Genomic DNA, 24,583 nt, shown 5'->3' on the forward strand with positions numbered 1-24,583 from the left:
ATGCGCCGCCCAAAAGGCAAGAGTAAACGCGATCTCGGCAAAGTTTACAAGCCCCTCTGCAACTCATTGAATGTAAAAGACTTTATTGGGTCCTGGCGACTTATGTATAAGGGCATGCATGACGCCCCCGACCGCAAGAGCGCTGTCAACCCTTTGCCTATGTCCTCGGCGTGATTCCGCGCTTGGATCAGAGTCCACGTCCTGATCTCGCGTGGCACGCCCTGGTCGCTTGCCAAGATCGCAAGCAAGCATGCGGCCAGGCCGGCGAGCCTATTCATCTCTTCGGCATGCTCGGCGGGTTCAACCGGGACGACCTTTTGCTTAGCGGCGGTCATATCGCCTCCTTGGTGATTTTGTCCAGTTCGTCAGCCACGTCAGCCGCCATAGTGGCGCAGGTTTGCAGGGCATCCGCCTGCGTATGAGACGCCAAAATAGGAATCGCGGCCAGCAACGCGCTGATTACGTTGGCCAGGCCTGCCAGGCGGCGGACGGTTACTTCGTCGACATTACGGTTCACGCTTCACCTGCGCTTTCTGCTGAAGGCTTGGGACCGTCTTTACGGCGCATTGGCGATGTGACTGCTCGCCTCTCATCTGTGTCCAAGTCGGATTGCAGGTTAGCCTGCTCTTCTTGGAGAAACTGGGCTTCCACTGCAATATGCTTAATCAGCCCGCCGAGATGTTCCAGAACGCTCGCTGATGGAGGAAATTCGCTGTTATTTGCAGCACTGAACAGCAGATGTCCAATCGCTTCGATCCCACCCATCAGCATGTAGTTAGCGTTGAACGCGTGCTTGATGGCTGCCGTCACCATCTGACGCTCATCGCTCGACATGACGCGATCAACTGGGAAATGGCTAGGCAACTGCCTGAGGAGACTGCCTAACTCGTACGGCGCGCGTTCGACATTTTGGAGGTGCGGGTTTGCGGCGCTCATGCTGGGACTCCGCATATAGGGCTGCCTTTTGCGAAAGCGAGCTCTTCAATTTTCGCGCTTCCGTCCTTGATCTTTTCGATTGACGAACCCAGCAGCCGAGTGAACGCGTACAGGGTGTCGATAGTTTCTTGGTCGCGCTCGGTGTACTCGAAATGCTCCAGCAGACCCATGATCGCCAAGTTGAGCGCACGCATGTCCATTTGCGCAGTATTGATATCGCTGGCGGCTTTCTTTACCGCGTCCAGACTACCGCGTACCGCCAAGGCGAATGCGGATTCAGATAAATATTGCGCTTTAGGTAAGTTGGTGCTATCGTTCGTTTTGTGCATTTTAGTCTTTCAAAGGGACGAAAAAATCCACGCGGCCCGGAATGTCTCTAGCATCCCTGTGGCCACAACCCCTGGTTCCGCCAGGCCGGTTGGTACTGACTTCGAGGGGCGCCCGGCAAGGCGCCTCTTTTCACGTCAGGGTATGTTTTCCTTTTTTGCTAATTAACCTTCCACCTCCTCAAAACCTGACAAGGCCAACTGACCAGCGCCAGCTGTCGACATCTGGCCAGTAACATGTAGCAGGCGCCAGTCGGCGGGCGTATCGGTGCCGCTAGCGATGCGCGCGGCCACGGGAACAACACGATTGGCTTGGGCCTTGGTCATAAATCGGAAGTTGGTCGAGCCGGCGGCCGCGTTGAAGGCGCGGTAACTTACCGGGAAGGCAAGGCGGTACCGGGCCAGTGCGTGGGCAGCGGCAAGGTAGAGGGGCATGCGTTCGGCTACCGTACTCAGGTCGCCGGCGAGGTCGCCGCACGTCGGGTCGCCGCGCAGGATCAAATCGATCTGGTAATCGCACCAGACAGCAAAGCGCATGTCGAGCCACTGTGAGAAGCGTACAGCCAGCTTCGGGTGCAACCAGGTGCCACCGTTGTTACCACGCTTCGTTTTATGCCAAATGCGATTTTGGCTCGCATTTGAAATGGAACTCAAGACTGAGATGTATTCCTTCGTTTCATCAAGCTTGAGCCAGTCGTTCGGCTTTTTTCCATACTTCCCCGCCGCCGTAGTCGCGTTGAACCAGCCGTCGTCTTGAAAGCTGAATGCGACACCCTGGTACTCGGCGGTCACTAAAGCGGCGGTCATGAGGTAGCCCGTCCGACGTCCGCAAGCGCCGTCGCCAGCCCTTGCTCAATCAGCACAAGGATCTCAGCATTCATCGAACGCTTGTTTGCTGCCGCTCGGGCCTTCATGGCCGCGCGCTGCCCTTCATCGTGAAATCGAAGTATGAAACGATCTTTTGCATTGTGTTGTGCTTGTCCGCCACTCTGAATTTGGCTCATGTACCCTCCTAGTTTTCGCATGGCCCCGTGCCATATTTTTACTATAAGGCACGAGGGCATATAGCGCAAGGAAATTTATGCCCTCGTGCCATCCTTACCTAAAGGGCCTTGTGCCAGTATCATTGAGGGTATGGAAAAACCTACCAGAGCAGCGACGGGGCGCGACTCCGACAAGTACATCGTCCGCTTCCCAGACGGCATGCGCGACCAGATAGCCGAACTGGCCAAGGCGAACAACAGATCCATGAACGCGGAGATCGTCGCTCGCCTCCAAGAATCCATTACCGACGTTGATCCGGATGCCCTGCCGCAAATTAAGATAGTGCTGGATGCGGGAGACCAACCTATAAGTTGGGACGAGATCCACGAGTACATGGCCGCCCTACGGAAGAAAATGCAGATCAATGATGTGGTCTTAAACGTGACCGTTCTCGCAGGGGAACACGTATCCAGCGACGAGCGCGACGCTGAAGTCGCTGCGCTGGCGAAAAAACTGCGAAAAAAACCTGCCTAGGCACATCCAAGTCGTGCCGAGTGATTTTGAGACCTTTTTAATTGCGATGAGATCGTCGTTCCGACGAATATCGTACGCCACCAAAGGTGAAGTGACGCCCGAGGATCTGCATAGCGACGCATGGCTGGTGGCGATCAAGATCGAAGCGAAGCGAGGTCACGCAGTCGATTTTTCCAATCCCGAAGATCAAGACTTGCTCATGCGAGACCTTTACTGGCATGCGGTGCGCGGACGAGACTTCACTCTACGGCATGCGGCTAGAATCGATGAGGTTCGTCCAGACGCAGCGCCGTTGGCCGACGTACTGCCTGGACATCCCGACGAAGATCCGCTCATGCAGCTGATCCGGCGCGAGGAGTCGGCCGCCGGGGACCAACGACTGATCGACAGTTTCTCCCAAGCTGTCGCGTACATCAGGACGAATGAGAATTTTCGTAACGACCGGCCGGCGATCTGCCGCCATCTGGCTATTTCCACATGGGTATATGATCGGCGCGTTTCCGATGCATCGGAAATCTACAGTCGGCAGGATTCGCTATTTGATCGCAAAACCCGGATAGCCAAGCGTTTTAAACCGGCACCAGGCAGGCAATACGCGCCGACGTGCGCGCTCTTGGACGTCGATGCGATGCAATTCACTTTTGGCTTCTAGGAATGGCACGCGTGGCGGAGCAGCCGTTTTTCATTACCGTAAAGCACCGGACGGCCGGATCACGATGAGCATGCCGGCGCACTACCAGTGGGTGGAAACGCCAGGGTGACGGGTGGCTCATAACGACGGGTGGCACCTCCAGAATGCGACAGGAAGTCGGGCATTCTTCTGGGACGGAATCATCCATTGCGAACCAAAGCGATGCGGTACTGTATAACCAAGAACTAAGGCACCTGTAAGGCACGAACCCTAGAAATGCAAAAGGTTGCCATTTGGCAACCTTTCTATACTTCGTAACTGCTTGATTTTATTGCTTAATTTTGGTCGGGACGGAGTGATTCGAACACTCGACCCCTTGCACCCCATGCAAGTACGCTACCAGGCTGCGCTACGCCCCGACGAGTTGCGAATTATATCAGAGCATCTTGCGTTTTTGTGACACAAAATCGTACCTCGCGCGTGCGGCCGGACGCACTTTGCGCTGCCTCAAACTCCTCCCAGAAATACGCCTTGTCTGTCTACAACCCTACTGGCGGTTTGCTTCCGTACAGAACTACGACCCAATCCGCATTCATGTACTATTTCTTAAACAGTGTTGTAATTTACGAAATTTACGATGAGAAAAACGGAGATGCCCTCCATGGAAATTCAGAACAGCGACACCAGCCGCTTTCTTTCAACCGGCGTCCCCGGACTGGACACCATTCTCGGCGGCGGCCTCACCAGCGACCGCCTGTTTCTGATCGAAGGCGAGCCCGGCACCGGCAAGACCACGCTCGCCCTCCAGTTCCTGTACGAAGGCGTGCGCCGCGGCGAATCGGTCATCTATATCACCCTGGCCGAAACGCGCGTCGAACTCAAGGCGGTGGCGCAGTCGCACGGCTGGTCGATGGACGGCATCCACGTCGAGGACATCATCCCCAACGAGAACATCCTCCACCCCGACCACCAGTTCACCATTTTCCACCCGTCCGAAATCGAGATGGGCATGACCACCCAGCGCATCCTCGACACGATCGAAAAGTACAAGCCGACCCGCGTCGTCCTCGATTCGCTCTCCGAACTGCAGCTGCTGGCCGAAAGCCCGCTGCGCTACCGCCGCCAAGTGCTCGCGCTCAAGCAGTACCTGTCCGGCAAAGGCTGCACCACCCTGTTCCTCGACGACCGCACCGCCCTCTCCGGCGACCTGCAGGTGCGCAGCGTGGCGCACGGCGTCATCACGCTCGAACTGATCAACCAGGACTACGGCTCCGAACGACGCCGCGTGCGCATCGTCAAATACCGCGGCATCGCCTTTCGCGGCGGCTCGCACGACTATAAAATCGTCACCGGCGGCCTGGTGGTGTTCCCGCGCCTGATCGCCGCCCACACGCGCGTGCACACCGAACGCAAACGGCTCTCGAGCGGCATCGCCCAACTCGACGCCCTGACCGGCGGCGGCCTCGATGAAGGCACCAGCACCCTGCTCTCCGGCCCACCGGGCACCGGCAAGTCGTCGCTGTGCGCCCAGTATGTGTATGCGGCCACGCAGCGCGGCCAGAAAGCGGCCATGTTCCTGTTCGAGGAAGCGGCCAACAACCTGCTGCTGCGTTCCACCGGTCTCGGGATCGATCTCGAGGGCGCGATCGACAGCGGCCTGCTCACCATCAAGCAGATCGACCCCGCCGAAATGGCGCCCGGCGAATTCATGCAGGCGGTGACCGACGCCGAAGCCGGCGGCGCGCGCGTGATCGTCATCGACAGCCTCAATGGTTTTCTGAAGGCCATGCCCGACGAGCGCTTCCTCGCCACCCACATGCACGAACTGCTCACTTACCTGGGCCAGCGCGGGGTAGTCACCATCCTGGTCGGCGTGCAGCCTGGCCTCATCGGCGGCAGCATGAGCACCACGGTCGACGCCAGCTACATCGCCGACAGCGTCATCATGCTGCGCTACTTCGAAGCGCGCGGCAAGGTGCGCCAGGCCATTTCGGTGTTCAAGAAACGCGTCGGCCTGCACGAGCGCACCATCCGCTTGTTCTCGATGAGCAGCAAGGGCATCGAAGTGGGCGAAGTGCTGACCAACTTCCACGGCATCCTGACCGGTGTTCCCACCTTCGACGACAGCCAGTCCCACGTGCTGTTCGACGACGACAACGGATAAGCGAAAAGCAGCTTATGGAAAAGCGTATCCTGATCTACGCCCCGACCGGGCAAGACGCGGTGCTGGCGTCGAAAATGCTCACCCTCGCGCAAGTCGACAACCTGGTCGCCGAAAACGTCCAGAAACTCGCCGAAGAACTCTTGATCGGCGTCGGCGCCGTGCTCACGGTCGAAGAAGCGCTGCCGAACGGCGGCATGAAAGCGCTCGGCGAATTCGTCCAGCGCCAGCCCAACTGGTCGGACCTGCCGATCGTGCTGCTCACGCACCGCGGTCCCGACTCGCTCAGCGTGCGCCAGGCCATCAGCGCCCTCGGCAACGTCACCCTGCTCGAGCGCCCGGTGCGCACCCTGACCCTCATCACGTCGCTGCAATCGGTTCTGCGCGCCCGCGAAAAGCAGTACCAGGTGCGCGAGACCGACCGCCGCAAGGATGAGTTCCTGGCCAGCCTCGGTCACGAACTGCGCAACCCGCTCGCGCCCATCCGCACCTCGATGAGCGTACTCAATCACCTGTATCCCGACCAGGCGCCCGTCAAGAAGGTGAGCGACGTGATCGAGCGCCAGGTCGCCCATCTCACCCGGCTGGTCGACGACCTGCTCGATGTGGCCCGCATCAACAGCGGCAAGATCGAACTGCAGCGCGACTACACCACCTTTGCGCAGGTGATGGAACACGTCACCGAACTGTGCTCGGCCGCGGCGGCGAGCAAGCGCATCAAGATCGACGTGGCCATGCCGCCGGGCGACGTGGTGCTCTACGCCGACTACGCGCGCGTGGTGCAGATCGTCGCCAACATCGTCTCGAACGCGGTCAAGTTCACGCCGGCCGACGGCTGCATCACTGTGCGCGGGCAGGTCGAATTCGGCGCCCTGAACATCTACGTCAAGGATACCGGCATCGGGCTCGAGGCAGCCGCCATCGGACGCATCTTCTTCATGTTCGAGCAAAGCCGGCCGCCCTCGGGCCAGATCGCCAGCGGTCTCGGAATCGGTTTGAGCCTGTCGCGCCAGTTCGCCGAAATGCATGGCGGCAGCGTGCACGTCACCAGCGAGGGACTTGGCAAGGGCAGCGAGTTTATCGTCACCCTGCCGGTGGTGACCGAAGCGCGTCCGGCCATGGCCACGCCCATGGCCGACGTCATCGGCTCGATCGACCGGCGTCCCAAGGTGCTGGTGGTGGACGACAACCGCGATGCGGCGGACTCGCTGCAGGCGCTGTTCGAAATGGAAAACTGTAACGTGGCCACCGCCTACGACGGCTTTGAGGCGGTGCAGGCGGTGGAACAGGGCATGCCCGACATGATCGTGATGGACCTCGGCATGCCGAGCATGGACGGTTACGAGGCGGCGCGCCGCATCCGCTTGAAACCCGGCTCGCAGTCGGTGCTGATGATCGCCCTGACCGGCTGGGGCCAGAGCGACGCGCGCCAGCGCACCCTGGACGCGGGCTTCGACCATCACCTCATCAAACCGGTCAACTTCGACGACATCAAGCGCCTGGCCGACGGCCGCCTGGCCAAGGCGCAGGGCTTGCGCCTGATCGGCTAGCCGGCCGTTTTCGCCAGCTGCGGCGCCTCGAGCGCCTCCATCAGGCGCGCCATGTCCACCGGCTTGACCAGGTGCGCGTCGAACCCCGCGCCGAGGGCGCGTTCGCGGTCGCTGTCCTGCCCATAGCCGGTCAGCGCCACCAGGCGAACCTTGCTCGTTGCCGGGTCGGCGCGCATGCGCCGCGCCACCTCGTAGCCGTCGATGCCGGGCAGGCCGATATCGACCAGCGCAATATCGGGGCATGCCAGCGCAGCCTGGCGCAGGCCGTCGACGCCATCGATGGCCGTGTCGACCCGGTACTGCTGCGCTTCGAGCATCATGGCCATCATCTCGCGCCCGTCCTCGTTATCTTCGATCAGCAGCACGCGCTGGCGCGACGAGGGCGCCGGCGCCGGCACGCTCACTTCGGATTGGGGCGCTTGCACGCGCGGCAGGCGCAGCTCGAAACTGCTGCCCAGGCCGATGCCGGCGCTGCGCACGTCCGCCCTCCCGCCATGCATCAGGGCCAGTTGGCGCACCAGCGCCAGCCCCACGCCCAGGCCGCCCTGGGCGCGGTCGAGCGGGCGCGCACCCTGCACGAACAGGTCGAACACATACGGCATCAGCTCCGGCGCGATCCCGATGCCAGAATCGGATACGCACAGCACCGCTTCCTCGCCTTCGGCCTTCACGCTCACCGAAATCGTACCGCCGGCCGGGGTGTATTTGAGTGCGTTGTCGAGCAGGTTCGAAACGATCTGCTCCAACCGGGTCGGGTCGCCATCGACCCACACCGGCGCGCTATCGACGCGCAACTCGTGGCGCGCCGAGCGCTGCGAGGCGCGCAGGGTGGCCATGTAATTGTCGATCACCTGGTCCAGGCGCAGCGCGCGCCGCTCCAGCAGGATCTTCCCGGAGTGAACCCGCCCCATGTCGAGCAGGTCGTCCACGATGCGGGTCAGGTGCCCGCTCTGGCGCGTGATGATCTCGCGCGCGCGCTCGCTGGCGGCGGCCGGCATGCCCGGATGGGCCATCACGCCCGTCGCGTTCACGATCGCCGCCAGCGGGTTGCGCAATTCGTGCCCAAGCATCGCCAGGAATTCATCCTTGGCCCGGTTCTGCTGTTCGGCCTTGGTGCGCGCCTCGTGTTCGCGCTCGAACAAAATCTCGCGCTCGGTTTCGGCCGCAAGGCGCGACTGCTTTTCCTGCTCGACCACCGCCGCCGCCGCCGCGATCGCGGCCTGCACCTCGTCCACCTCGGCCACGCCCGAGACGTCGCTGCGGGCCGCCTCGCCGCTGCCGCCGAGCGCATGCGCCGAGCGCGCCACCTGGCGGATCGAGCGCGACAGCCGGCGCGCAAAGAACACGGCGGCGAGCGTGGCGCAGCACACCGCCGCCGCCAGTCCGATAATCGACACCATCAGCGCGCCCCGCGCCGCCGATTCGATTTCGGCTTCCGGCACGCCCACGGCCACCGTCCATCCGGACAGCGCCGAGCGTTCCAGCACCGTGTACAGCTTCATATTGTCGTCGCTGGCGTTGCGGATCACGCCGATGGTTTTGCTGCGGATCGCTTCGCGCAGGTCCGGGCGGGTTTCGCCGCGTCCGCTCGCGCCGCCGCCGTAGGTCTGGGCGATCGTCATGCCATTGCGGTCGTACACGCCGGCCAGCCAGGTCGGCGGCGCGTTCACCTGGGTCAGCACGCCGTTGAAATGGTCGATCTTGAAACCCTGCGCGATCACGTAGCGCATGCCATCCGGCGTCGTGACCGGCACGTCGACCACCACCAGCAAGGCTTGCGTGACGACCCCGCGAATCAGGTTGGAAATTTGCGGCGTGCCGGCGCCCAGCACCTGGGCCACGCGCTGGGCCGCATCCGGCTCCGGCAAGGGTGCGCCGAACGGCACCGCGGTATTGATCAACTGCTGCCCGCGCTCGTCGAGCAGCGCGGTCCAGGTGGCGCCCACCTTGTCGGCGAAGCGCGCCTGCTCGTAGAAGCCGGCCAGGTCGCCGCGCGCCAGGTGCGGCGAGGTGGCCAGCATGCGCACCGCGCTCTGGGTGTTGGTCAATTCGCGGTCGATGCTTACCAGCGAGATGCGCGCCGTTTCGCGCACGCCCTTGAGCGCCGCTTCGCGCTCGGCCTTGAGCAGCATGTTGAGCGAAATCGTCGAGAACAGAATGACCGGAATCAGGATCGCCGCGACCATCAGCGCGAGATAAGCGCGGATTTTCATGGCACCGGCGTCAAAAGACTGTTCATGGAATGCTGCGGCCTTTGAAAAGCGGGAGAAGTGGCAAAATGGCGTACGATTGCAATTATAACCACTTTCTCACGAATTCTTACCGTCGGATAAACCCGCCCTTACTTCCAGTCGCCGCGCAGCGCCAGCACCTGCTGGTGCAGGTAATCCGGGGTGGCCTCTTCCGGCGCCACCGGCGCGCCGACCGCCAGCGCCAGGCGCGAACGCGGTCCGCGCGCAAAACTGCGCTCGAACAAGTTGCCCGGGTCGCGCGTGAGCAAACTGCCCCACAGGCCGCGCAGCGCCATCGGAATGACCGGCACCTTGCTGCGTTCGACGATCTTGGCGATCCCGCCGCGGAACTCGCCCATCTCGCCGGTCGAGGTCAGGCGCCCTTCCGGGAAGATGCATACCAGGTCGCCTTCGTGCAGCGCCTGGGCGATGTCGATGTACGCCTTCTCCATCAGGAACGGGTCTTCCTTGGCCGGCGCGATGGGAATGGCGCGCGCGGTGCGGAACAACCAGCCCATGAGCGGCATCTTGAAGATCTTATGGTCCATCACGAAGCGGATCGGGCGCGGGCTGGCCGCGCCGATCACCAGCGCATCGACATAGCTGACGTGGTTGCACACCAATACCGCCGGGCCTTCCTCGGGAATGCGCTCCACGTCCACCGTCTTGACGCGGTGGATGGTGTGGATCAGCATCCAGGCCACGAAGCGCACCAAGAATTCCGGCACCAGCGAGAAGATGTACAGCGCCACCAGGGCATTGAGGATCGCGGTGGCGAGGAACATCTGGGGTATCGTGAAGTGCAGTTTGATCATCAAGATCGCCATGCCGGCCGCGCCGATCATGAACAGCGCGTTCAGGATATTCATGCCGCCGATGGTGCGCGACAGGTGGGCCGGCTCGCAGCGTGTCTGGATCAGCGCGAACAGCGGCACGATGAACAGGCCGCCGAACACGCCCACCATCGCAATATCGAACAGCACGCGCGTCACGCCCGCCTGCGCCAGCATGCCGAGCATGTCGACCGGCAGCGCCGGGCGCACATAGCCCATGCTGGCGAAATACAGGTCGATCCCGAACAGCGACAGGCCGATCGAGCCAAACGGCACCAGGCCGATTTCGACCTTGTGGCCCGAGAGCTTTTCGCACAGCAGCGAGCCGACGCCCACCCCGACCGAGAACACGGTGAGCAGCATCACGAACACGCTGTAGTCGCCATTGAGGAACTCCTTGGCGTACAGCGGGAACTGCGACAGGATCATGGCGCCATAAAACCAGAACCACGAGTTACCCAGCATCGACAGGAACACGGTGCGGTTCTTGCGCGCGTGGCCGATGTTGCGCACCGATTCGGCAAATGGATTCGGATTGATTTTCAGGTCCGGCATCGGCGCCGGCGAGTGCGGAATGCGGTAGCTGGCCGCAAGCCCAAGCACCGCGAAGAACATGGTGGCGCCGGCCACCAGGACCAGTCCATTGGACTTGACGACCAGCGCCGCGCCCAGGATCTGCCCGAGCAGGATGCCCACAAACGTGCCCATTTCGACCACCCCGTTCCCGCCGATCAGCTCTTCCGGTTTCAGGTGCTGCGGCATGTAGGCATACTTCACGGGGCCGAACAGGGTCGAATGCACGCCCATGCCGACCACGGAGGCGATCAGCAGCCACAGGGTGTGCGTCATCCAGCCGATGCCGGCCACCAGCATGATGGCGATCTCGAACATCTTCACGAAGCGCGCCAGGCGCCCCTTCTCGACCTTCTCGGCGATCTGCCCGGCGGTCGCCGAAAACACGACGTAGGGCAAGATGAACAGGCCGGGAATGAGGCTGTTCAATACGGCCGGATCGAGCGTGGTCCAACTGGCCGCCTCGTACGTCAATATCACCAGCAAGGCGGTCTTGAACACGTTGTCGTTGAAGGCGCCGAGGAACTGGGTCCAGAAGAACGGCGCGAAGCGGCGCTGCGTCAGGAGGGAAAACTGGCTGGCTTGACTCATGCTGATCGTTCTCTCAGGGTCTTGATGTGGCAAAAAAGGTGGCTGTTCATCGTCAGGGTACCATCACGGCTGGCGCAGCAAGGCCTTGAAGGCCTGCGGCACCCACGGCCGCGCGGCCACGATGAAGCTGATCGCGTGGCGCTGGTCGAACGGCAGGCGCGTTTCGTGCTGGTGCTGCTGCGAGAATTCGGCCGCTACCTGCTTGAGGCGTTCGAGCAGCGCCGCGCCGGACTGCTTCGACAGCATCACGTTCACCAGCCGCATGACTTCATCCTCGCCATCGAAGCGCGAGTTCAGGTAGTCGGCCGCCGCCTCGTGCCGGAAGTAGCCCTGGATCGGGCCATTCGCGATCCAGCCGAAGGTGCGCGCGATCAGCAGCTTGACCCGGTTATTCGGCAGCAGCTCCAGAAAGCCGATGCGGTCCAGGCGCAGCAGGTATTTGGTCACTTCCGCTTCGGTCATGTCGTAAAAACGCACAATATCGTCGAAGCAGATGTGGTTCATGGCCGACACGGCCACCACCAGCAGGCGCGGGTCGCCAATGATTTCGCGCTCCTGCGCCAGTGTCAGGTGCGAAATCAGGGTCGGCGCCGACTGCGCCGCACTGAGCTCGTCGAACTCGATACCGGTGGCGGTCAGTATCTCGTCGAGCCGCTGCAAGGTGAAATTCTTCTGTGAAAACATACGCTTAACGCTGGCCTCCGACATGCCGATCCGTCCGGCCAGGTCGCCGTAAGTGATGCCGCGCCCCTTCAACAGGCGCTTCAAGGTGTCGACAAGTGTAATTGCGTGCGGCATTTCCGTATCCCTATGAATTCTGGTAGCAAATACTAATACTTATTCGCAATAAAAGCGATACGGCCTATCATTTCATTTAGCAAACACAAATTTTGCGTAAGATGTCCTTGCCAACCCGGCCAACCCGATGAAAGAACCGCATGAAAACCAAGCTGATGATCGTCGCCCTCGCCTGCGCCCTGTTCGGCGCCAATCCGGCCGCGCTGGCCCAGGGGTCGAACCTGTCGTCCACGCCGAGCAATGCATCGGGCGCGGTGGTGATGGGAAGCCTGCTGGTGGTCGCCGTGGGGGGCAGCGTGGTGGCGCAAAGCGTGGAGAACGTGGCCGACGGCACCCTGGTGGTGCTCAAGAACGTGGCCGACGGGTCCACCGCCACCGTCAAATTGAGCGGCGACGGCGCCAGGGGCTTGTCCAACCTGGTCGGGCAGACCGTCACGGTCACCGCCACCGCCAGCGGCCATGTGCTGATCGCGGCCGGCAAGGTGATCGCCTTCATTCCGACCGAAATCGGCAAAAGCCTGCTGCACCACTCGCAAAACGGCGAGAAGGGCTGAGCATGATCGGCCTTGCTCTGCGTCTGCGTTTGCTCCTGCTGCTGGCGCTGGCCATGGCGCTGCCATTCGCGCACGCCGGCACCGCCTGCGAGGAAGTCGCGCAGGATGCAAACAACTTCGTCAAGGCGGTCAAGCTGGCCGAAAACACCAGCGCCGCCCTCGACGCTTCAGGGGCCGAGGTGGCGCTTATCGCGCGCGTCGGCCAGGATCTGTCCAAATACGACCTGCGCTACTCGCACATGGCCTACGCCTGGCGCGACCATCCCAAAGGCCGCTGGACCGTGGTGCACCTGCTGAACCAGTGCGGCACCGCCAGCTCCAAGGTGTTCGACCAGGGCCTGGCCAACTTCTTCCTCGACGACTTGTTCGCCTACGAGAGCCAGATCGTGATCCCGGGCGCGCAAAGCCAGAAGCGCATCGTCGCCATGCTGGCCTCCGAGGCGCCGACGCGCCTGCACGGTGCGCACTACAACATGCTGGCCTTCCCGTTTTCGACCAAGTACCAGAACTCCAACCAGTGGGTGCTCGAGACCTACGCCGCCAGCGAGTCCGCCATCGGCGATCGCAGCGCCGCCCAGTCCTGGCTCAAGCAGGCCGGCTACGCGCCGAACACGATCTGGGTGCCCTCGGTCAAGCGCCTCGGCGCGCGCGTGTTCCGCGCCAACGTGGCCTTCGACGACCATCCGCTGGGGCGCCGCATCGCCGGCCAGATCGACATCGTCACCGTCGAATCGGTGGTGCGCTTCGTGAAGAAGCGCGATCCGGCCGTCACCGAGAGCGTGGTCGGCATCCGCTAAGGCAGGTCAGAACACCCACAGCTTCTCGGGCGGCATGTGCAGCCAGTAGCTGCCCGCCTCCAGCCGGTGCTTGGAATACGCGCGCAGGCTGAACTCCCCGCGCTTGAACAGGCATTCCCAGCGATCGCCCAGGTACATGCAGGTCAACAGCGGCAACTCGAGCGCGTTATCGACCTGCTGGGCGCTGATTTTCACATCCTCCACCCGGATCAGCGGCGTGGCCTCGCCACCGCTGCGCGCGCCGCGCGCCGTGCCGCGCATGCTCACCCCATCGACCAGCACCGTCAACGCGCCATCGCTGGCGGCCACCACCTGGCCTTGCAGGCGGTTGTTACTGCCCATGAATTCGGCGGTGAACAAGGTCTCGGGCGTCTCGTACATGCTCTGTGGTGAGCCCTGCTGCTCGATCTTGCCGTTATTGAGCAGCAGGATGCGGTCCGAAATCGCCATCGCCTCGCCCTGGTCGTGGGTGACCATCAGGGCCGACAGGCCAAGCCGCACGATCAGCTCGCGCAGGAACGCGCGCGCCTCTTCGCGCAGCTTGGCGTCCAGGTTCGAGAGCGGTTCGTCGAGCAAAATCACGGGCGGGTTGTACACCAGCGCGCGCGCAATCGCCACCCGCTGCTGCTGGCCGCCGGAGAGCTGGTGCGGATAACGCTCGCCCAGGTGGCCCAGGCCCAGCTGGCCCAGCACTTCCTTGACCTTCGATGCGATATCGCTCTTGCCCATCTTGCGCAGGGTCAGCCCGTAAGCCACGTTGTCGAACACGGTCTTGTGCGGCCACAGCGCGTACGACTGGAACACCAGTCCCAGGCTGCGGTGCTCGGCCGCCATCTCGAACTTGCGCGCGCCGTCGAACACGCGCCGCTCGCCGATGTCGATGGTGCCGCTCTTCGGGCTTTCCAGCCCCGCCACGGCGCGCAGCAAGGTGGTCTTGCCGCTGCCCGAAGGCCCCAGCAAGGCCACCACTTCGCCGCGCTGCAGGTGCATCGATACGCCCTTGAGGATCTGGTTGGCGTGCGCGCCGGTGCCATAATCGAGGTGCAGGTCGTTGACAGTCAATTCATTCATGAAAATTTCCGATCCGGATAGAGTTTATTGATGCAGCTTGACGCCGAAGCGCAGCGCAATGCCCAGGCCAATGGCCACCAGCGTGATATTGATGAACGAGAGCGCCGCCACCAGGTCGGTCGATCCACCGGCCCACAGCGACACCAGCATCGCGCCGATGACTTCGGTGCCCGGCGTAAGCAGGTACACCCCGGTCGAGTATTCGCGCTCGAAGATCAGGAACACCATCAGCCAGGCGCCCAGCATGCCGAATTTGATCAGCGGCAGCGTCACGTCGCGCGTGACCTGGCCGCGCGTTGCGCCCACCGCGCGCGCCGCCTCTTCCAGTTCCGGCCCCACCTGCAGCAGCGCGGTCGAAATCAGGCGCATCCCGTATGCCAGCCACACCACCGAATACGCCAGCCACAGGGCGAAGATGGTCGAGCGCACTTCGCGCAGCAGCGGAATCGCATGCTCGCTGAGCCACAGCGCCGGACCGAGCCCGCTCGCCTTGAGCATGCCATCGAGCCAGCTTGGCACGAACAGGAACACCCACAGGAACGACAGGCCGGCCAACAGGCCCGGTACCGCGCGCGGCACCAGCACGCTGTAATCGAGCATGCGCGTAATGCCATCGGGCTTGCGGTGCATCGCCAGCGCGATGGCCGTGTAGCACACCACCGCCAGCGCCCCGCCGATCACGCCGATCAGCACCGTGTTGATAATCCCGCGCACCAGAGAATGCTGCTCGAGGATGTCGCGGAAGTGCTGCAAGGTCAGCACGTCCCACAGCACCACGCCCTCGCCCCAGTTCTGCACAAAAGAGCGCAGCACGATGCCCGACAGCGGCAGGATGATCGTCACCAGCAGCCAGCCGGCCAGCAGCGCGAACGCCAGCCACTTCCAGCGCCCCAGCGGCATGGCCTTCTGGCGCGCGCCCTTGCCCTTGATCGACACGTACTTGTTGGCCGACTTGAGCAGCCAGCGCTGGATCATCACCAGCGGCATGGTCACCATCACCAGGCACACCGCCACCGCCGCCATCAGGTGGTACGAGGGCGTGCCCATCTTGTTGGTCAGCTTGTACAGGTAGGTGGCCAGCACCAGGTGGCCTTCCGGGTCGCCCAGCACCAGCACCAGGCCGAACACTTCGAAGCCGAGGAAAAACACCAGCACGCCGGCATACGCCAGCGCCGGCATGATCATCGGCAGCGACACGTTCATCATCACGCGCAGCGGCGAGGCGCCGGCCACGCGGGCCGCCTCCTCCACGTCCGAACCCAGGCTTTTCAGCGCCGAGGAAGCGTACAGGTACACGTGCGGCACGTGGGTCAGGCCGGCGATGATGACGATGCTGGTGAACGAATAGATATTCCAGGGGATGAAGCCGAGCAGCTGCTTGGCCCACACCGAATAGAAGCCCACGGGTCCCATCGACACCACATAGCCGAAGCCCATCACCATGGGCGAGACGAAAATCGGCACCAGCAGCAGCGGCGCGATCGCCCCGCGTCCCGGCAGGTCGGTGCGGACCATCAGGAAGGCCAGCATGCCTCCCAGCGGCACCGCGATGGCGGCCAGGCCGCTGGCGAGGATCATGCCGTTCTTGAAGGCCTGGGTGAAATCGGGGTCGTCGAAAATGAAGGCGTAAGCTTCGAAGCCCAGGGTTTTTTCCGGCATGAAGAACGGCGCGGACAAAAAACTCTGGTAAAAAATCAAAAACAGCGGCAGGAAGATGGCGACGCAGGCGAGCGTCACCACCAGGCCGCGCGGCCAGTTAAGCCGCGTGGCCCGCAATGATAAGGTGGTCATGTCAGGTCCGATCTTGGGATGAAGGAGGTGGGCGCTGGCCCACCGTGCTGGCGCTTACAGGGCTTACTTCTTGCCGGCGGTTTCTTTCCACTGCTTGAGGAAGGCCATGCGCTTGGCAGGCCCGAGGAACTGCAGCACGATCGGGTGTACCGGAATCGGCTTGACGTTCTTTTCGCCGATGATCTTGATCAGTTCCGCCGACGTGGTCTCGCCCTTGACGTCGGAGCGGATCGCGAACAGCTTCGCATCGTTGGCGATCACGGTCTGGCCACGCACCGACAGCAGGTAATCCATCCACAGCTTGGCCGCGTTCGGATTCTTGGCAGCCTTGTTGATGAACTGGACGCGCGACATGATCAGGGTGTAATCGGCCGGCAGCACCACGCCCAGCGACGGGTCGGTCTTGGCGCGCACCAGCGCGTAGGAACCGAGCACGTTGTAGCCGATCAGGTTTTCGCCCGACGAAATCCGCTCCAGCATGGTGCCGGTGGACGACTGCACCCGCACCTTGGCCGCGCCGAAGGCGTTTTCCAGGTCCAGGAACTGCGGGTTTTCGCGCGCATCGGCGGTCATGAACATGAAGCCCACGCCCGATTTTTCGATATCGTAGGTGGTGACCTTGTCGCGGAATTTTTCGGTCTTGATCAGGGTCGCAAAGGCGGCGTGGGTGCGCGGTACTTCGTTGACGGCCAACAGGCGCTTGTTGTAGACGATGGCGGCCGGCTCGAAGGTGGTGCCGTAGGCGCTGTCGTTCCACACCGCCCATGCCGGCAGCTTGGCCGCTTCGTGCGACTTGTACTGCAGCGCGTGGCCGTCCGAGGCCAGGCGCATCTGCAGGTCCATGGCCGACGACCACACCACGTCGGCCGTATTGCCGCCGGCGGCCGCCTCGGAAATGAAGCGGTTGTACACTTCGGTCGAATTCATGTCGTTGTATTCGACCGTCACGCCCGGATACAGGGCGTTGAAATCCTTGATCAAGGGCTGCGCGGCCTTGCTGTCGGTGGCCGAATAGATCACCAGCTTGGCCTCCTTTTTGGCGCCGTCGATGATCTTCTGGTAGTCGGCCGGGTAGCCCGCCGGGACCTGCGCCAGGGCGCTTCCCGCGAAGGCAAGGGCAATGCTGGCACTGATAAAGGAACGTTTGATATTCATGGTGTCTCCGGATTGTTGTTGTGTTTTTAACGAATCAGTTTGAATTGCCTGGCCTGCCGGTTGTAGTCGGCGACGGCCTTGTGGATGTAATCGGTCAGTGCCTGCCCGGTCAGCGTGAACGGATACAAGCCGTGCGCCGCCCGCAGCTTGTCGAAATCGGGGCTGGCCGTCATGCGCTCGAAACTGCCTACCCAGCGCCGGTACTCGCTGTCGGCCACCTTGGGCCCCATCCACACGCCGCGGATGATCGGCCACACCACATCGACGCCCTGCTCGCGCGCGGTCGGCGCCTGCGCCAGCACGCCCGGCAAGCGCTGCTCCGACAGCACCGCCAGCACCCGCACCTTGCCGGCGCCCGAGTACAGGCTCGCTTCCGAGGCGTCGCCCGAAACCACCTGCACATGGTTGGCGTGCATCGCGGTAAACGCCTCGCCGCCGCCTTCCAGCGCCACGAAACGCAGCACCTTCGGGTCGATCCCCGCGCTTTTGGCCAGCAGCGCCATCTTCATCCAGTCCTGGCTGCCGATGGTGCCGGACACGCCGATCAGCACCTTTTCCGGCTCGCGCCGCAAGGCACCCAGCAGGTCGGCCAGGTTGCGGAAAGCCGAATCGGAACGCACCGCGATCATCCCGTAGTCGGCACCCAGGGCGGCCACCCAGCGCACGTCGTTTTCGCTGGCCTTGCCGAACTTGCCCTGCGCCAGATTCAGGAGCGAGCCGCCCGAAAACGCGACCAGCGTATCTTTCTCGCTGCCGCGCTGGGCCGCCATGGTGTGCCAGGCCACCGCGCCGATCCCGCCCGGCAGGTACGACAGGCGCAGCGCCGGGGCATCTGCATCGCCCTTGAGCCCTTCGCGCGCCAGCTTGCAGGTCAGGTCCATCGCGCCGCCCGGCTTGGACGGCACGATGCATTCGGCGCCGGCGGCATGCACGGCGGCGCAGGCGATCAGGATGGAAAACAGGGTCTTCATGGCGGTGGCCTCTCAAGTCGGGCGCGGCGATCGGACAACCATGATAGCCCCGCCAGTCATGCACAGCGCATCAGAAGCGATGCTGGATACCGGCCGTGAGCCCCTTTTGCGTCGTGCCGAAACCGGCGTCGTCGCGCGACAGTCCCACCAGCTTGCCGTTATCGGCCTTGGCGTAGGCCGCCGCCACATACAGGTCGGTGCGCTTGGACAGCGCATACATGCCGCGCGCCACATACATGACCGGGTCGGCGTCGGTGTTGCTTGGGACGTTCTTGACGTTGACGTAGTACACCGCGCCGGTCAGGGTCACCGCCGGCGTGGCGAAGTAGCTGGCGCCGCCCCACCAGGTGGTGGCGCGCACGTCCGGGGTGGCCGCCTTGGCCGCTTCCAGGGTGTAGTCGCGCGCGCCGGCGGTCAGGCGCATCACCTCGGTCTTGTAGTCGACGGCCGCATGGTAGGCCGTGGTCTGGTCGCGCCGTCCGGTGCCGGCCAGCGTATTGGCGTTCACCTGCTCGTAGGCCGCCATCGCCGCGAAGCTGCCGCGCGTCCAGGAGCCGGCCACCGAATACTTGCGGCTGTCGGCGCTGCTGCCGGCCTGCTCGCCCAGGCCGATGCTGGCGCCGTATTTGAAGTCGCCGCTCTTGCCGGAGTATTTGACCAGGTTGTCGAAGGCGGTCGTCATGCCGTATTTGGACGGACCGGTGGCGTTCGACGAGGTGGCCCACGAGTAGTTCGGCGCGTAGCCGAGCGGGTCGAACAGGATCACGAAGTCGTAGGTGGTGGTAAACGAGCGTCCGATCACCACCCGGCCAAAGCCGCCGTCCAGCCCCACGAAGGCCTGGCGCTTGAACAGCGCGCCGTCGGCGGCGCCGGTATCCATCAGGATCCCGCCTTCCAGCCCGAACACGGCTTTCAGGCCGCCGCCCAGGTCTTCGGCGCCGCGCAGGCCCCAGCGCGAGGTGTTTTTACCGCCCGAGATGACGCGGGTGGCGTTGTCGCCGGCGGCGTTGGTATTGGTGGTGTAGTCGACGCCGGCGTCGATCAGGCCGTAAATCTGCACGCTGGACTGGGCCTGGGCGGCGCTTGATGTCGCCAAAGCGGCCGGCAGGGCGGCCGCCAGCGCGAGCGTAAGCACGGATGGTTTCATTCTTGTCTCCTGGGTTTATATGTTTTATGTGGTACCGGACCCACTATATGTTCGCCATCCTTTCAATTGGCTTTCAGTGCGCGCATGTACCGGCCAGGCCACACAGTCCGAGCTTTTTTGCGCGCTTGGGGCTACACTGCCCCGATGCGAATACTCCTGGTTGAAGACCACATCGAACTGTCGCACTGGCTTTCCAAGGCCCTGCGCGACGCCCACCTGAGCGTCGAATGCGCCGCCAACGGCGCCGACGCCGACGCCCTGCTGCACACGCAGGACTACGCGCTCGTTATCCTCGACCTGACCCTGCCCAAGATGGACGGCCTGGACGTGCTGCGCCGCCTGCGCGCCCGTGGCGGCGCGCGCGCCAAGACGCCGGTGATGATCCTCACCGCGCGCGGCGGCCTGGAAGAACGGGTCCAGGGCCTGAACCTGGGGGCCGACGACTACCTGGCCAAGCCGTTCGAGCTGGCCGAACTCGAAGCGCGCGTCAAGGCGCTGCTGCGCCGCAGCCAGGGCGGCGAAGCGCTGGTGCACCAGTGCGGCGCACTCAGTTTCGACACCAATACCCGCATGTTCTCGTACGGCGGCGCGGCGCTGGCGCTGACCCCGCGCGAACACGCGGTGCTCGAAGCGCTGATTACCCGCCCTGGCCGCGCGGTCTCGAAAGAAAAGCTGTTCGATGAAGTGTTCGCGCTGGAGGACGACGCCAATCTCGACGCCATCGAGCTGTATATCCATCGGGTGCGCAAGAAGCTCGAACGCGATCACGTTGGCGCGGCCGCGATTACCACCCTGCGCGGCATCGGTTACCTGCTGCAGCCGCGCGGCACGCCATGACCTGGCGATGACGCCGCTGTACGCCACCCTGCGCCGCAGGATCAAGGCCGCGCCCCTGGGCAGCCTGCGCAGCCAGCTGCTGCGCTGGCTCCTCATTCCGCTGGTGCTGCTTGTGGCCCTGAACGCGGTGTCGGTGTACGACAACGCGCTCGACGCGGCCGACATGGCCTACGACCGCTCGCTGCTGGCGTCAACCCGCGCGCTGGCCGAACGGGTCGCCATCAAGGATGGCAAGGTGGTGGCCGATGTGCCCTACGTGGCGCTCGACTCGTTCGAAACCGATACCTTGGGGCGCATCTACTACAAAGTGAGCGGCATCGACGGCGAGACCGTCTCCGGCTTCGACGACCTGCCGCCGGTGCCGGCCAATGTGCCGCGCTCGGAAGCCTATCCGGCGCTGGTGCGCTTTTACCACGCCGACTACAACGGCGAGCAGGTACGCATCGCCGCCCTGCTGCAACCGGTGTACGACGATTCGATGCGCGGCATCGCCCTGATCCAGGTCGGCGAAACGCTCGACGCGCGGCGCGGCCTGTCGCGCAAGATCCTGCTCGACACGCTGTTGCGCCAGGCCGTGATGGTGCTGGCGGTCGCCTCGCTGGTGTGGTTTGCCGTGCGACTGGTGCTGCGGCCCCTGATGCGCCTGAAAATCGAAGTCGAAAACCGCGCCCTGAACGACCTGTCGGATGTCGACCAGGCGCTGGTGCACAAGGAGGTGCGACCGCTGGTGGCGGCCATGAACGGCACCATGTCGCGCATGCACAACCTGATCGCCAGCCAGCGCCGCTTCATCGCCGACGCCTCGCACCAGTTGCGCACCCCGCTCACCGTGCTCAAGACCCAGGCCGAACTGGCGCTGCGCGAAAACGACGCGGCTGCGATGCGCGAGATCGTCAGGTCGATCGCCGCCACCACCGACGCCACCGTGCACCTGGCCAACCGCCTGCTCTCGCTGGCGCGGGTCGAACATGGCAGCGAGGCGGCCAACATGGCGCCGGTGTCGCTCACCGCCATCGTGCGTCAGGTGGGACTGGAAATGGCGCTGCCGGCCGTGCAAAAGCAGATCGACCTCTCGCTCGACGCGTTCGAAGACGCGCTGGTCGACGGCCAGGAACTGATGCTGCATGAAATGGTGAGCAACCTGGTTGACAACGCAATCCGTTATACGCCGGCCGGCGGCAAGGTAGCGCTGCGGGTCAGGGTCGACGGCGCCAAAATACAGCTCGATGTGGAGGACAGCGGCTGCGGCATCGCCGACGACGAGCATGAAAAGGTGTTCACCCCGTTCTACCGTTCCTCGGGTGCGCTCGAGACCAACCCCGGCGGCACCGGCCTGGGACTGGCCATCGTGCGCGAGGTGGCAAGCCTGCACCGCGCCGACGTGCGTCTTGCCGGCGCCAGCCCGGCGCCGGGCCTGAAGGTCACGATTCGCTTCGATGCGGCCGCCGCGCCAGGGCGCCCCGCAGCGCGGGGCGAGAGCGTTTAACTCAGGTTTTCGAGGCGGATCTTGACGACCTTGCCCACCACCGCGTCGAGTTCTTCGATCTTGCCGATCGCCGCATCGATGTTCTTTTCCTGCGTCTGGTGCGTCAGCATGATGATGTCGGTGCGCGTTTCGCCTTCGCCCGGCTCTTTTTGCATGACCGCGTCGATCGAAATGCTGGCGTCGGCCAGGATGCGCGTCAGGTCCGCCATCACGCCCAGCTGGTCCTTCACGTACACGCGCAGGTAGTAGCTGGTGGTGATCTCGGACATCGGCAAAATCGCCACGTTGGTCAGCTGGTTCGGCTGGAACGCCAGATGCGGCACGCGGCATTCCGGATCGGCCGTGGCCAGGCGGGTGATGTCGACCAGGTCGGCGATCACCGACGACGCCGTCGGCTCCGCGCCCGCGCCCTTGCCGTAGTAAAGGGTGGCGCCGACCGCGTCGGCCTGCACCAGCACCGCGTTCATCGCCCCTTCCACGTTGGCGATCAGGCGCTTGACGGGAATGAGGGTCGGATGCACGCGCAACTCGATGCCTTCCACCCCATCGACGACGGCGCGCTTGGTGATCCCCAGCAGCTTGATGCGGTAACCGAGCTGCTCGGCGTAGCGGATATCGATCGCCTGCAGGCTGCTGATGCCTTCCACGTGCGCCTTGTCGAACTGCACCGGGATGCCGAACGCGATCGCCGCGATGATGGTCGCCTTGTGCGCGGCGTCCACGCCTTCGATGTCGAAGGTCGGATCGGCTTCGGCGTAGCCCAGTTCCTGCGCCTGTTTCAGCACGGTGCCGAAATCGAGGCCCTTGTCGCGCATCTCGGACAAAATGAAGTTGGTGGTGCCGTTGATGATGCCGGCCACCGATTCGATGCGGTTCGCGGTCAAGCCTTCGCGCAGCGCCTTGATGATCGGGATGCCGCCGGCCACCGCCGCCTCGAACGCCACCATCACGCCCTTGGCCTGGGCCGCCGCGAAAATCTCGTTGCCGTGCAGCGCCAGCAGCGCCTTGTTGGCGGTGACCACGTGCTTGCCGTTGGCAATCGCCCCCAGCACCAGCTTCCTGGCCGTGTCGCAGCCGCCAATGAGTTCGACCACGATGTCGATGTCGGGATGGTTGACCACCAGTTCAGGGTCGCCCACCACCTCGCAGTCGGCGCCGACGATGGCGCGCGCGCGATCCACGTTGCGCACCGCGACCATCGCAATCTCGATGCCGCGCCCGGCGCGGCGCCGGATTTCTTCCTGGTTGCGTTTAAGGACGTTAAAGGTGCCGGCGCCAACTACGCCAAGGCCGATCAGGCCGATTTTGATGGGTTTCATAGTTCTTTATCTGGAAGAGGTATCAGCCGCGCCCATGGCGGCGTCGGTAGCCGTCAAGGAAGCGCGCAATGCGGCCGCAAGCGTCGGTCAGGTCGTCGGAATTGGGCAGGAACACGAGGCGGAAGTGATCCGGCGCGATCCAGTTAAAGCCCGTTCCCTGCACCACCAGGACTTTTTCTTCGGCCAGCAGGTCGTAGGCAAACTGCTGGTCATCCGCGATCGGGTACATCACGGGGTCGAGGCGCGGGAACATGTACAGCGCAGCTTTTGGCTTCACGCAGGTCACGCCCGGAATATCGGTCAAGAGTTTGTGCGCCATGTCGCGCTGGCGCAGCAGGCGCCCGCCGGGGCCGACCAGGTCATTGATGCTCTGGTAGCCGCCGAGCGCGGTCTGGATGGCGAACTGGCCCGGCGCGTTGGCGCACAGGCGCATCGAGGCCAGCATGTTCAAGCCATCGATGTAATCCTTGGCGTGGCGTTTTTCGCCCGACACCACCATCCAGCCGGCGCGGTAGCCGCACGAACGGTAGTTTTTCGACAGGCCGTTCAAGGTAATGAACAGCACATCGTCGGCCAGCGCGGCGATCGAGTCGTGCTGCTCGCCGTCGTAGAGGACCTTGTCGTAGATTTCGTCGGCCAGGATGATCAGCTGGTGCTGGCGCGCCAGTTCGATAATCTCGAGCAGGATTTCGCGCGGATACAGCGCGCCGGTCGGGTTGTTCGGGTTGATCACCACGATCGCCTTGGTATTGCTGGTGATCTTGCGGCGCATGTCGTCGATATCGGGATACCAGCCGGCCTGCTCGTCGCAGATGTAATGCACCGGGTTGCCGCCCGACAGGCTCACCGCCGCGGTCCACAGCGGATAGTCCGGCGCCGGCACCAGCACTTCGTCGCCGTTGTTGAGCAGGCCGTTCATGGCCATGACGATCAGTTCCGAGGCGCCATTGCCCAGATAGATGTCTTCGATCGTCACGCCAGTGATGTGCTTGCTCTGGGTGTAGTGCATGACGGCCTTGCGCGGCGCGAACATGCCTTTCGAATCGGTATAGCCGGCCGCGCCGTGCATGTTGAGGATCATGTCCTGCACGATCTCGTCGGGCGGGTCGAAGCCGAACACGGCCAGGTTGCCGATGTTGAGCTTGATGATTTTGTGGCCTTCTTCCTCCATCTGCTTGGATTTCTCCAGCGCGGGGCCGCGGATTTCGTAGCAGACGTCGTCGAGCTTGTTCGATTTCAGAATCGGTCGCAAAATATTTCCCTGTTCAGTGGCGCTTTGTTGCAGTGCGAAAAAGACCCATTTTGCC

At 63.4% G+C, this 24,583-nt stretch carries 23 protein-coding genes and 1 tRNA gene; 8 read left to right on the forward strand and 16 right to left on the reverse strand.

Annotated features, from left to right (window positions below; genetic code table 11):
- Positions 1-331: 331 nt before the first annotated feature.
- The 5 genes from F0185_RS23765 to F0185_RS23785 form a co-directional block, all read right to left on the reverse strand.
- The gene (locus F0185_RS23765) at positions 332-517 is read right to left on the reverse strand and encodes a hypothetical protein (RefSeq protein WP_167228638.1); all 186 of its coding nucleotides are present in this window, start codon (positions 515-517) and stop codon (positions 332-334) included.
- Positions 514-936, reverse strand: coding sequence for a hypothetical protein (locus tag F0185_RS23770; protein WP_167228640.1), 423 nt, complete (start codon positions 934-936; stop codon positions 514-516). Before F0185_RS23770 ends, F0185_RS23765 begins: the two co-directional genes overlap by 4 nt.
- Positions 933-1,265: a hypothetical protein gene (locus F0185_RS23775; RefSeq protein ID WP_167228641.1), complete on the reverse strand. Its 333-nt coding sequence runs from the start codon at positions 1,263-1,265 to the stop codon at positions 933-935. The genes F0185_RS23770 and F0185_RS23775 overlap by 4 nt, the downstream gene beginning before the upstream one ends.
- Before the next feature lie 162 nt (positions 1,266-1,427).
- Positions 1,428-2,069, reverse strand: a complete 642-nt coding sequence (locus tag F0185_RS23780; RefSeq protein WP_167228643.1) for a KilA-N domain-containing protein — start codon at positions 2,067-2,069, stop codon at positions 1,428-1,430.
- Positions 2,066-2,266 (reverse strand): Arc family DNA-binding protein, encoded by a 201-nt coding sequence (locus tag F0185_RS23785; protein WP_167228645.1) that lies wholly within the window; start codon positions 2,264-2,266, stop codon positions 2,066-2,068. The genes F0185_RS23780 and F0185_RS23785 overlap by 4 nt, the downstream gene beginning before the upstream one ends.
- A 130-nt stretch (positions 2,267-2,396) precedes the next feature.
- On the opposite strand from F0185_RS23785, the gene F0185_RS23790 reads away from it, so the two are divergent.
- Together F0185_RS23790 and F0185_RS23795 are read left to right on the forward strand one after the other, a co-directional pair.
- Positions 2,397-2,780, forward strand: coding sequence for an Arc family DNA-binding protein (locus tag F0185_RS23790; RefSeq protein WP_167228647.1), 384 nt, complete (start codon positions 2,397-2,399; stop codon positions 2,778-2,780).
- A gap of 13 nt (positions 2,781-2,793) precedes the next feature.
- Positions 2,794-3,432 carry a hypothetical protein gene (locus F0185_RS23795; protein ID WP_167228649.1) on the forward strand — a complete coding sequence of 213 codons (639 nt, stop codon included), beginning with the start codon at positions 2,794-2,796 and terminating at the stop codon, positions 3,430-3,432.
- A 321-nt stretch (positions 3,433-3,753) separates the two neighbouring features.
- On the opposite strand, the gene F0185_RS23800 is transcribed toward F0185_RS23795, so the two are convergent.
- Positions 3,754-3,830 (reverse strand) — tRNA-Pro (locus F0185_RS23800).
- Between the two features lie 242 nt (positions 3,831-4,072).
- Between F0185_RS23800 and F0185_RS23805 the strand changes: the two genes are divergently transcribed.
- Complete coding sequence (locus F0185_RS23805) at positions 4,073-5,575, forward strand: ATPase domain-containing protein (RefSeq protein ID WP_167228651.1); 1,503 nt, start codon at positions 4,073-4,075, stop codon at positions 5,573-5,575.
- 14 nt (positions 5,576-5,589) lie between these two features.
- Positions 5,590-7,122, forward strand: a complete 1,533-nt coding sequence (locus F0185_RS23810) for a hybrid sensor histidine kinase/response regulator (RefSeq protein ID WP_167228653.1) — start codon at positions 5,590-5,592, stop codon at positions 7,120-7,122.
- On the opposite strand, the gene F0185_RS23815 is transcribed toward F0185_RS23810, so the two are convergent.
- The 3 genes from F0185_RS23815 to F0185_RS23825 form a co-directional block, all read right to left on the reverse strand.
- Complete coding sequence (locus F0185_RS23815; RefSeq protein WP_167228655.1) at positions 7,119-9,335, reverse strand: ATP-binding protein; 2,217 nt, start codon at positions 9,333-9,335, stop codon at positions 7,119-7,121. The genes F0185_RS23810 and F0185_RS23815 overlap by 4 nt on opposite strands.
- Positions 9,336-9,463: 128 nt before the next feature.
- The gene (locus F0185_RS23820; protein WP_167228657.1) at positions 9,464-11,350 is read right to left on the reverse strand and encodes an MFS transporter; all 1,887 of its coding nucleotides are present in this window, start codon (positions 11,348-11,350) and stop codon (positions 9,464-9,466) included.
- Between the two features lie 63 nt (positions 11,351-11,413).
- On the reverse strand, positions 11,414-12,148 hold the full coding sequence (locus F0185_RS23825; RefSeq protein ID WP_229477165.1) for a helix-turn-helix domain-containing protein: 735 nt from the start codon (positions 12,146-12,148) through the stop codon (positions 11,414-11,416).
- Positions 12,149-12,288: 140 nt separating this feature from the next.
- On the opposite strand from F0185_RS23825, the gene F0185_RS23830 reads away from it, so the two are divergent.
- Positions 12,289-12,702, forward strand: a complete 414-nt coding sequence (locus tag F0185_RS23830) for a hypothetical protein (RefSeq protein ID WP_167228659.1) — start codon at positions 12,289-12,291, stop codon at positions 12,700-12,702.
- A 2-nt stretch (positions 12,703-12,704) separates the two neighbouring features.
- Positions 12,705-13,499 (forward strand): DUF2145 domain-containing protein, encoded by a 795-nt coding sequence (locus F0185_RS23835; protein WP_167228661.1) that lies wholly within the window; start codon positions 12,705-12,707, stop codon positions 13,497-13,499.
- A 6-nt stretch (positions 13,500-13,505) separates the two neighbouring features.
- On the opposite strand, the gene F0185_RS23840 is transcribed toward F0185_RS23835, so the two are convergent.
- The 5 genes from F0185_RS23840 to F0185_RS23860 all read right to left on the reverse strand — a co-directional run bounded on the left by F0185_RS23840 (position 13,506) and on the right by F0185_RS23860 (position 19,634).
- Positions 13,506-14,570, reverse strand: a complete 1,065-nt coding sequence (locus F0185_RS23840; protein WP_167228663.1) for an ABC transporter ATP-binding protein — start codon at positions 14,568-14,570, stop codon at positions 13,506-13,508.
- 24 nt (positions 14,571-14,594) lie between these two features.
- Positions 14,595-16,361 carry an ABC transporter permease gene (locus F0185_RS23845; protein ID WP_167228665.1) on the reverse strand — a complete coding sequence of 589 codons (1,767 nt, stop codon included), beginning with the start codon at positions 16,359-16,361 and terminating at the stop codon, positions 14,595-14,597.
- A 63-nt stretch (positions 16,362-16,424) separates the two neighbouring features.
- A complete protein-coding gene (locus F0185_RS23850) occupies positions 16,425-17,516 on the reverse strand; it encodes an ABC transporter substrate-binding protein (RefSeq protein ID WP_167228667.1) in 1,092 nt (363 codons plus the stop codon).
- A gap of 26 nt (positions 17,517-17,542) precedes the next feature.
- Complete coding sequence (locus tag F0185_RS23855; protein ID WP_167228669.1) at positions 17,543-18,487, reverse strand: tripartite tricarboxylate transporter substrate binding protein; 945 nt, start codon at positions 18,485-18,487, stop codon at positions 17,543-17,545.
- A 70-nt stretch (positions 18,488-18,557) separates the two neighbouring features.
- Positions 18,558-19,634 (reverse strand): porin, encoded by a 1,077-nt coding sequence (locus F0185_RS23860; protein WP_167228671.1) that lies wholly within the window; start codon positions 19,632-19,634, stop codon positions 18,558-18,560.
- A 144-nt stretch (positions 19,635-19,778) separates the two neighbouring features.
- Here F0185_RS23860 and F0185_RS23865 point away from each other — a divergent pair, with 144 nt between their 5' ends.
- Positions 19,779-20,471: a response regulator gene (locus F0185_RS23865; protein WP_167228673.1), complete on the forward strand. Its 693-nt coding sequence runs from the start codon at positions 19,779-19,781 to the stop codon at positions 20,469-20,471.
- A 7-nt stretch (positions 20,472-20,478) separates the two neighbouring features.
- Positions 20,479-21,957, forward strand: a complete 1,479-nt coding sequence (locus F0185_RS23870) for a sensor histidine kinase (RefSeq protein ID WP_167228675.1) — start codon at positions 20,479-20,481, stop codon at positions 21,955-21,957.
- On the opposite strand, the gene F0185_RS23875 is transcribed toward F0185_RS23870, so the two are convergent.
- Both F0185_RS23875 and F0185_RS23880 read right to left on the reverse strand, forming a co-directional pair.
- Positions 21,954-23,276 carry a homoserine dehydrogenase gene (locus F0185_RS23875; RefSeq protein WP_167228677.1) on the reverse strand — a complete coding sequence of 441 codons (1,323 nt, stop codon included), beginning with the start codon at positions 23,274-23,276 and terminating at the stop codon, positions 21,954-21,956. The two genes, F0185_RS23870 and F0185_RS23875, sit on opposite strands and share 4 nt — an antisense overlap.
- 22 nt (positions 23,277-23,298) lie before the next feature.
- Positions 23,299-24,528: a pyridoxal phosphate-dependent aminotransferase gene (locus tag F0185_RS23880; protein WP_166897618.1), complete on the reverse strand. Its 1,230-nt coding sequence runs from the start codon at positions 24,526-24,528 to the stop codon at positions 23,299-23,301.
- Positions 24,529-24,583 lie beyond the last annotated feature (55 nt).

Source organism: Massilia rubra, from assembly GCF_011682065.1.
GTDB classification, from domain to species: domain Bacteria; phylum Pseudomonadota; class Gammaproteobacteria; order Burkholderiales; family Burkholderiaceae_D; genus Telluria_A; species Telluria_A rubra.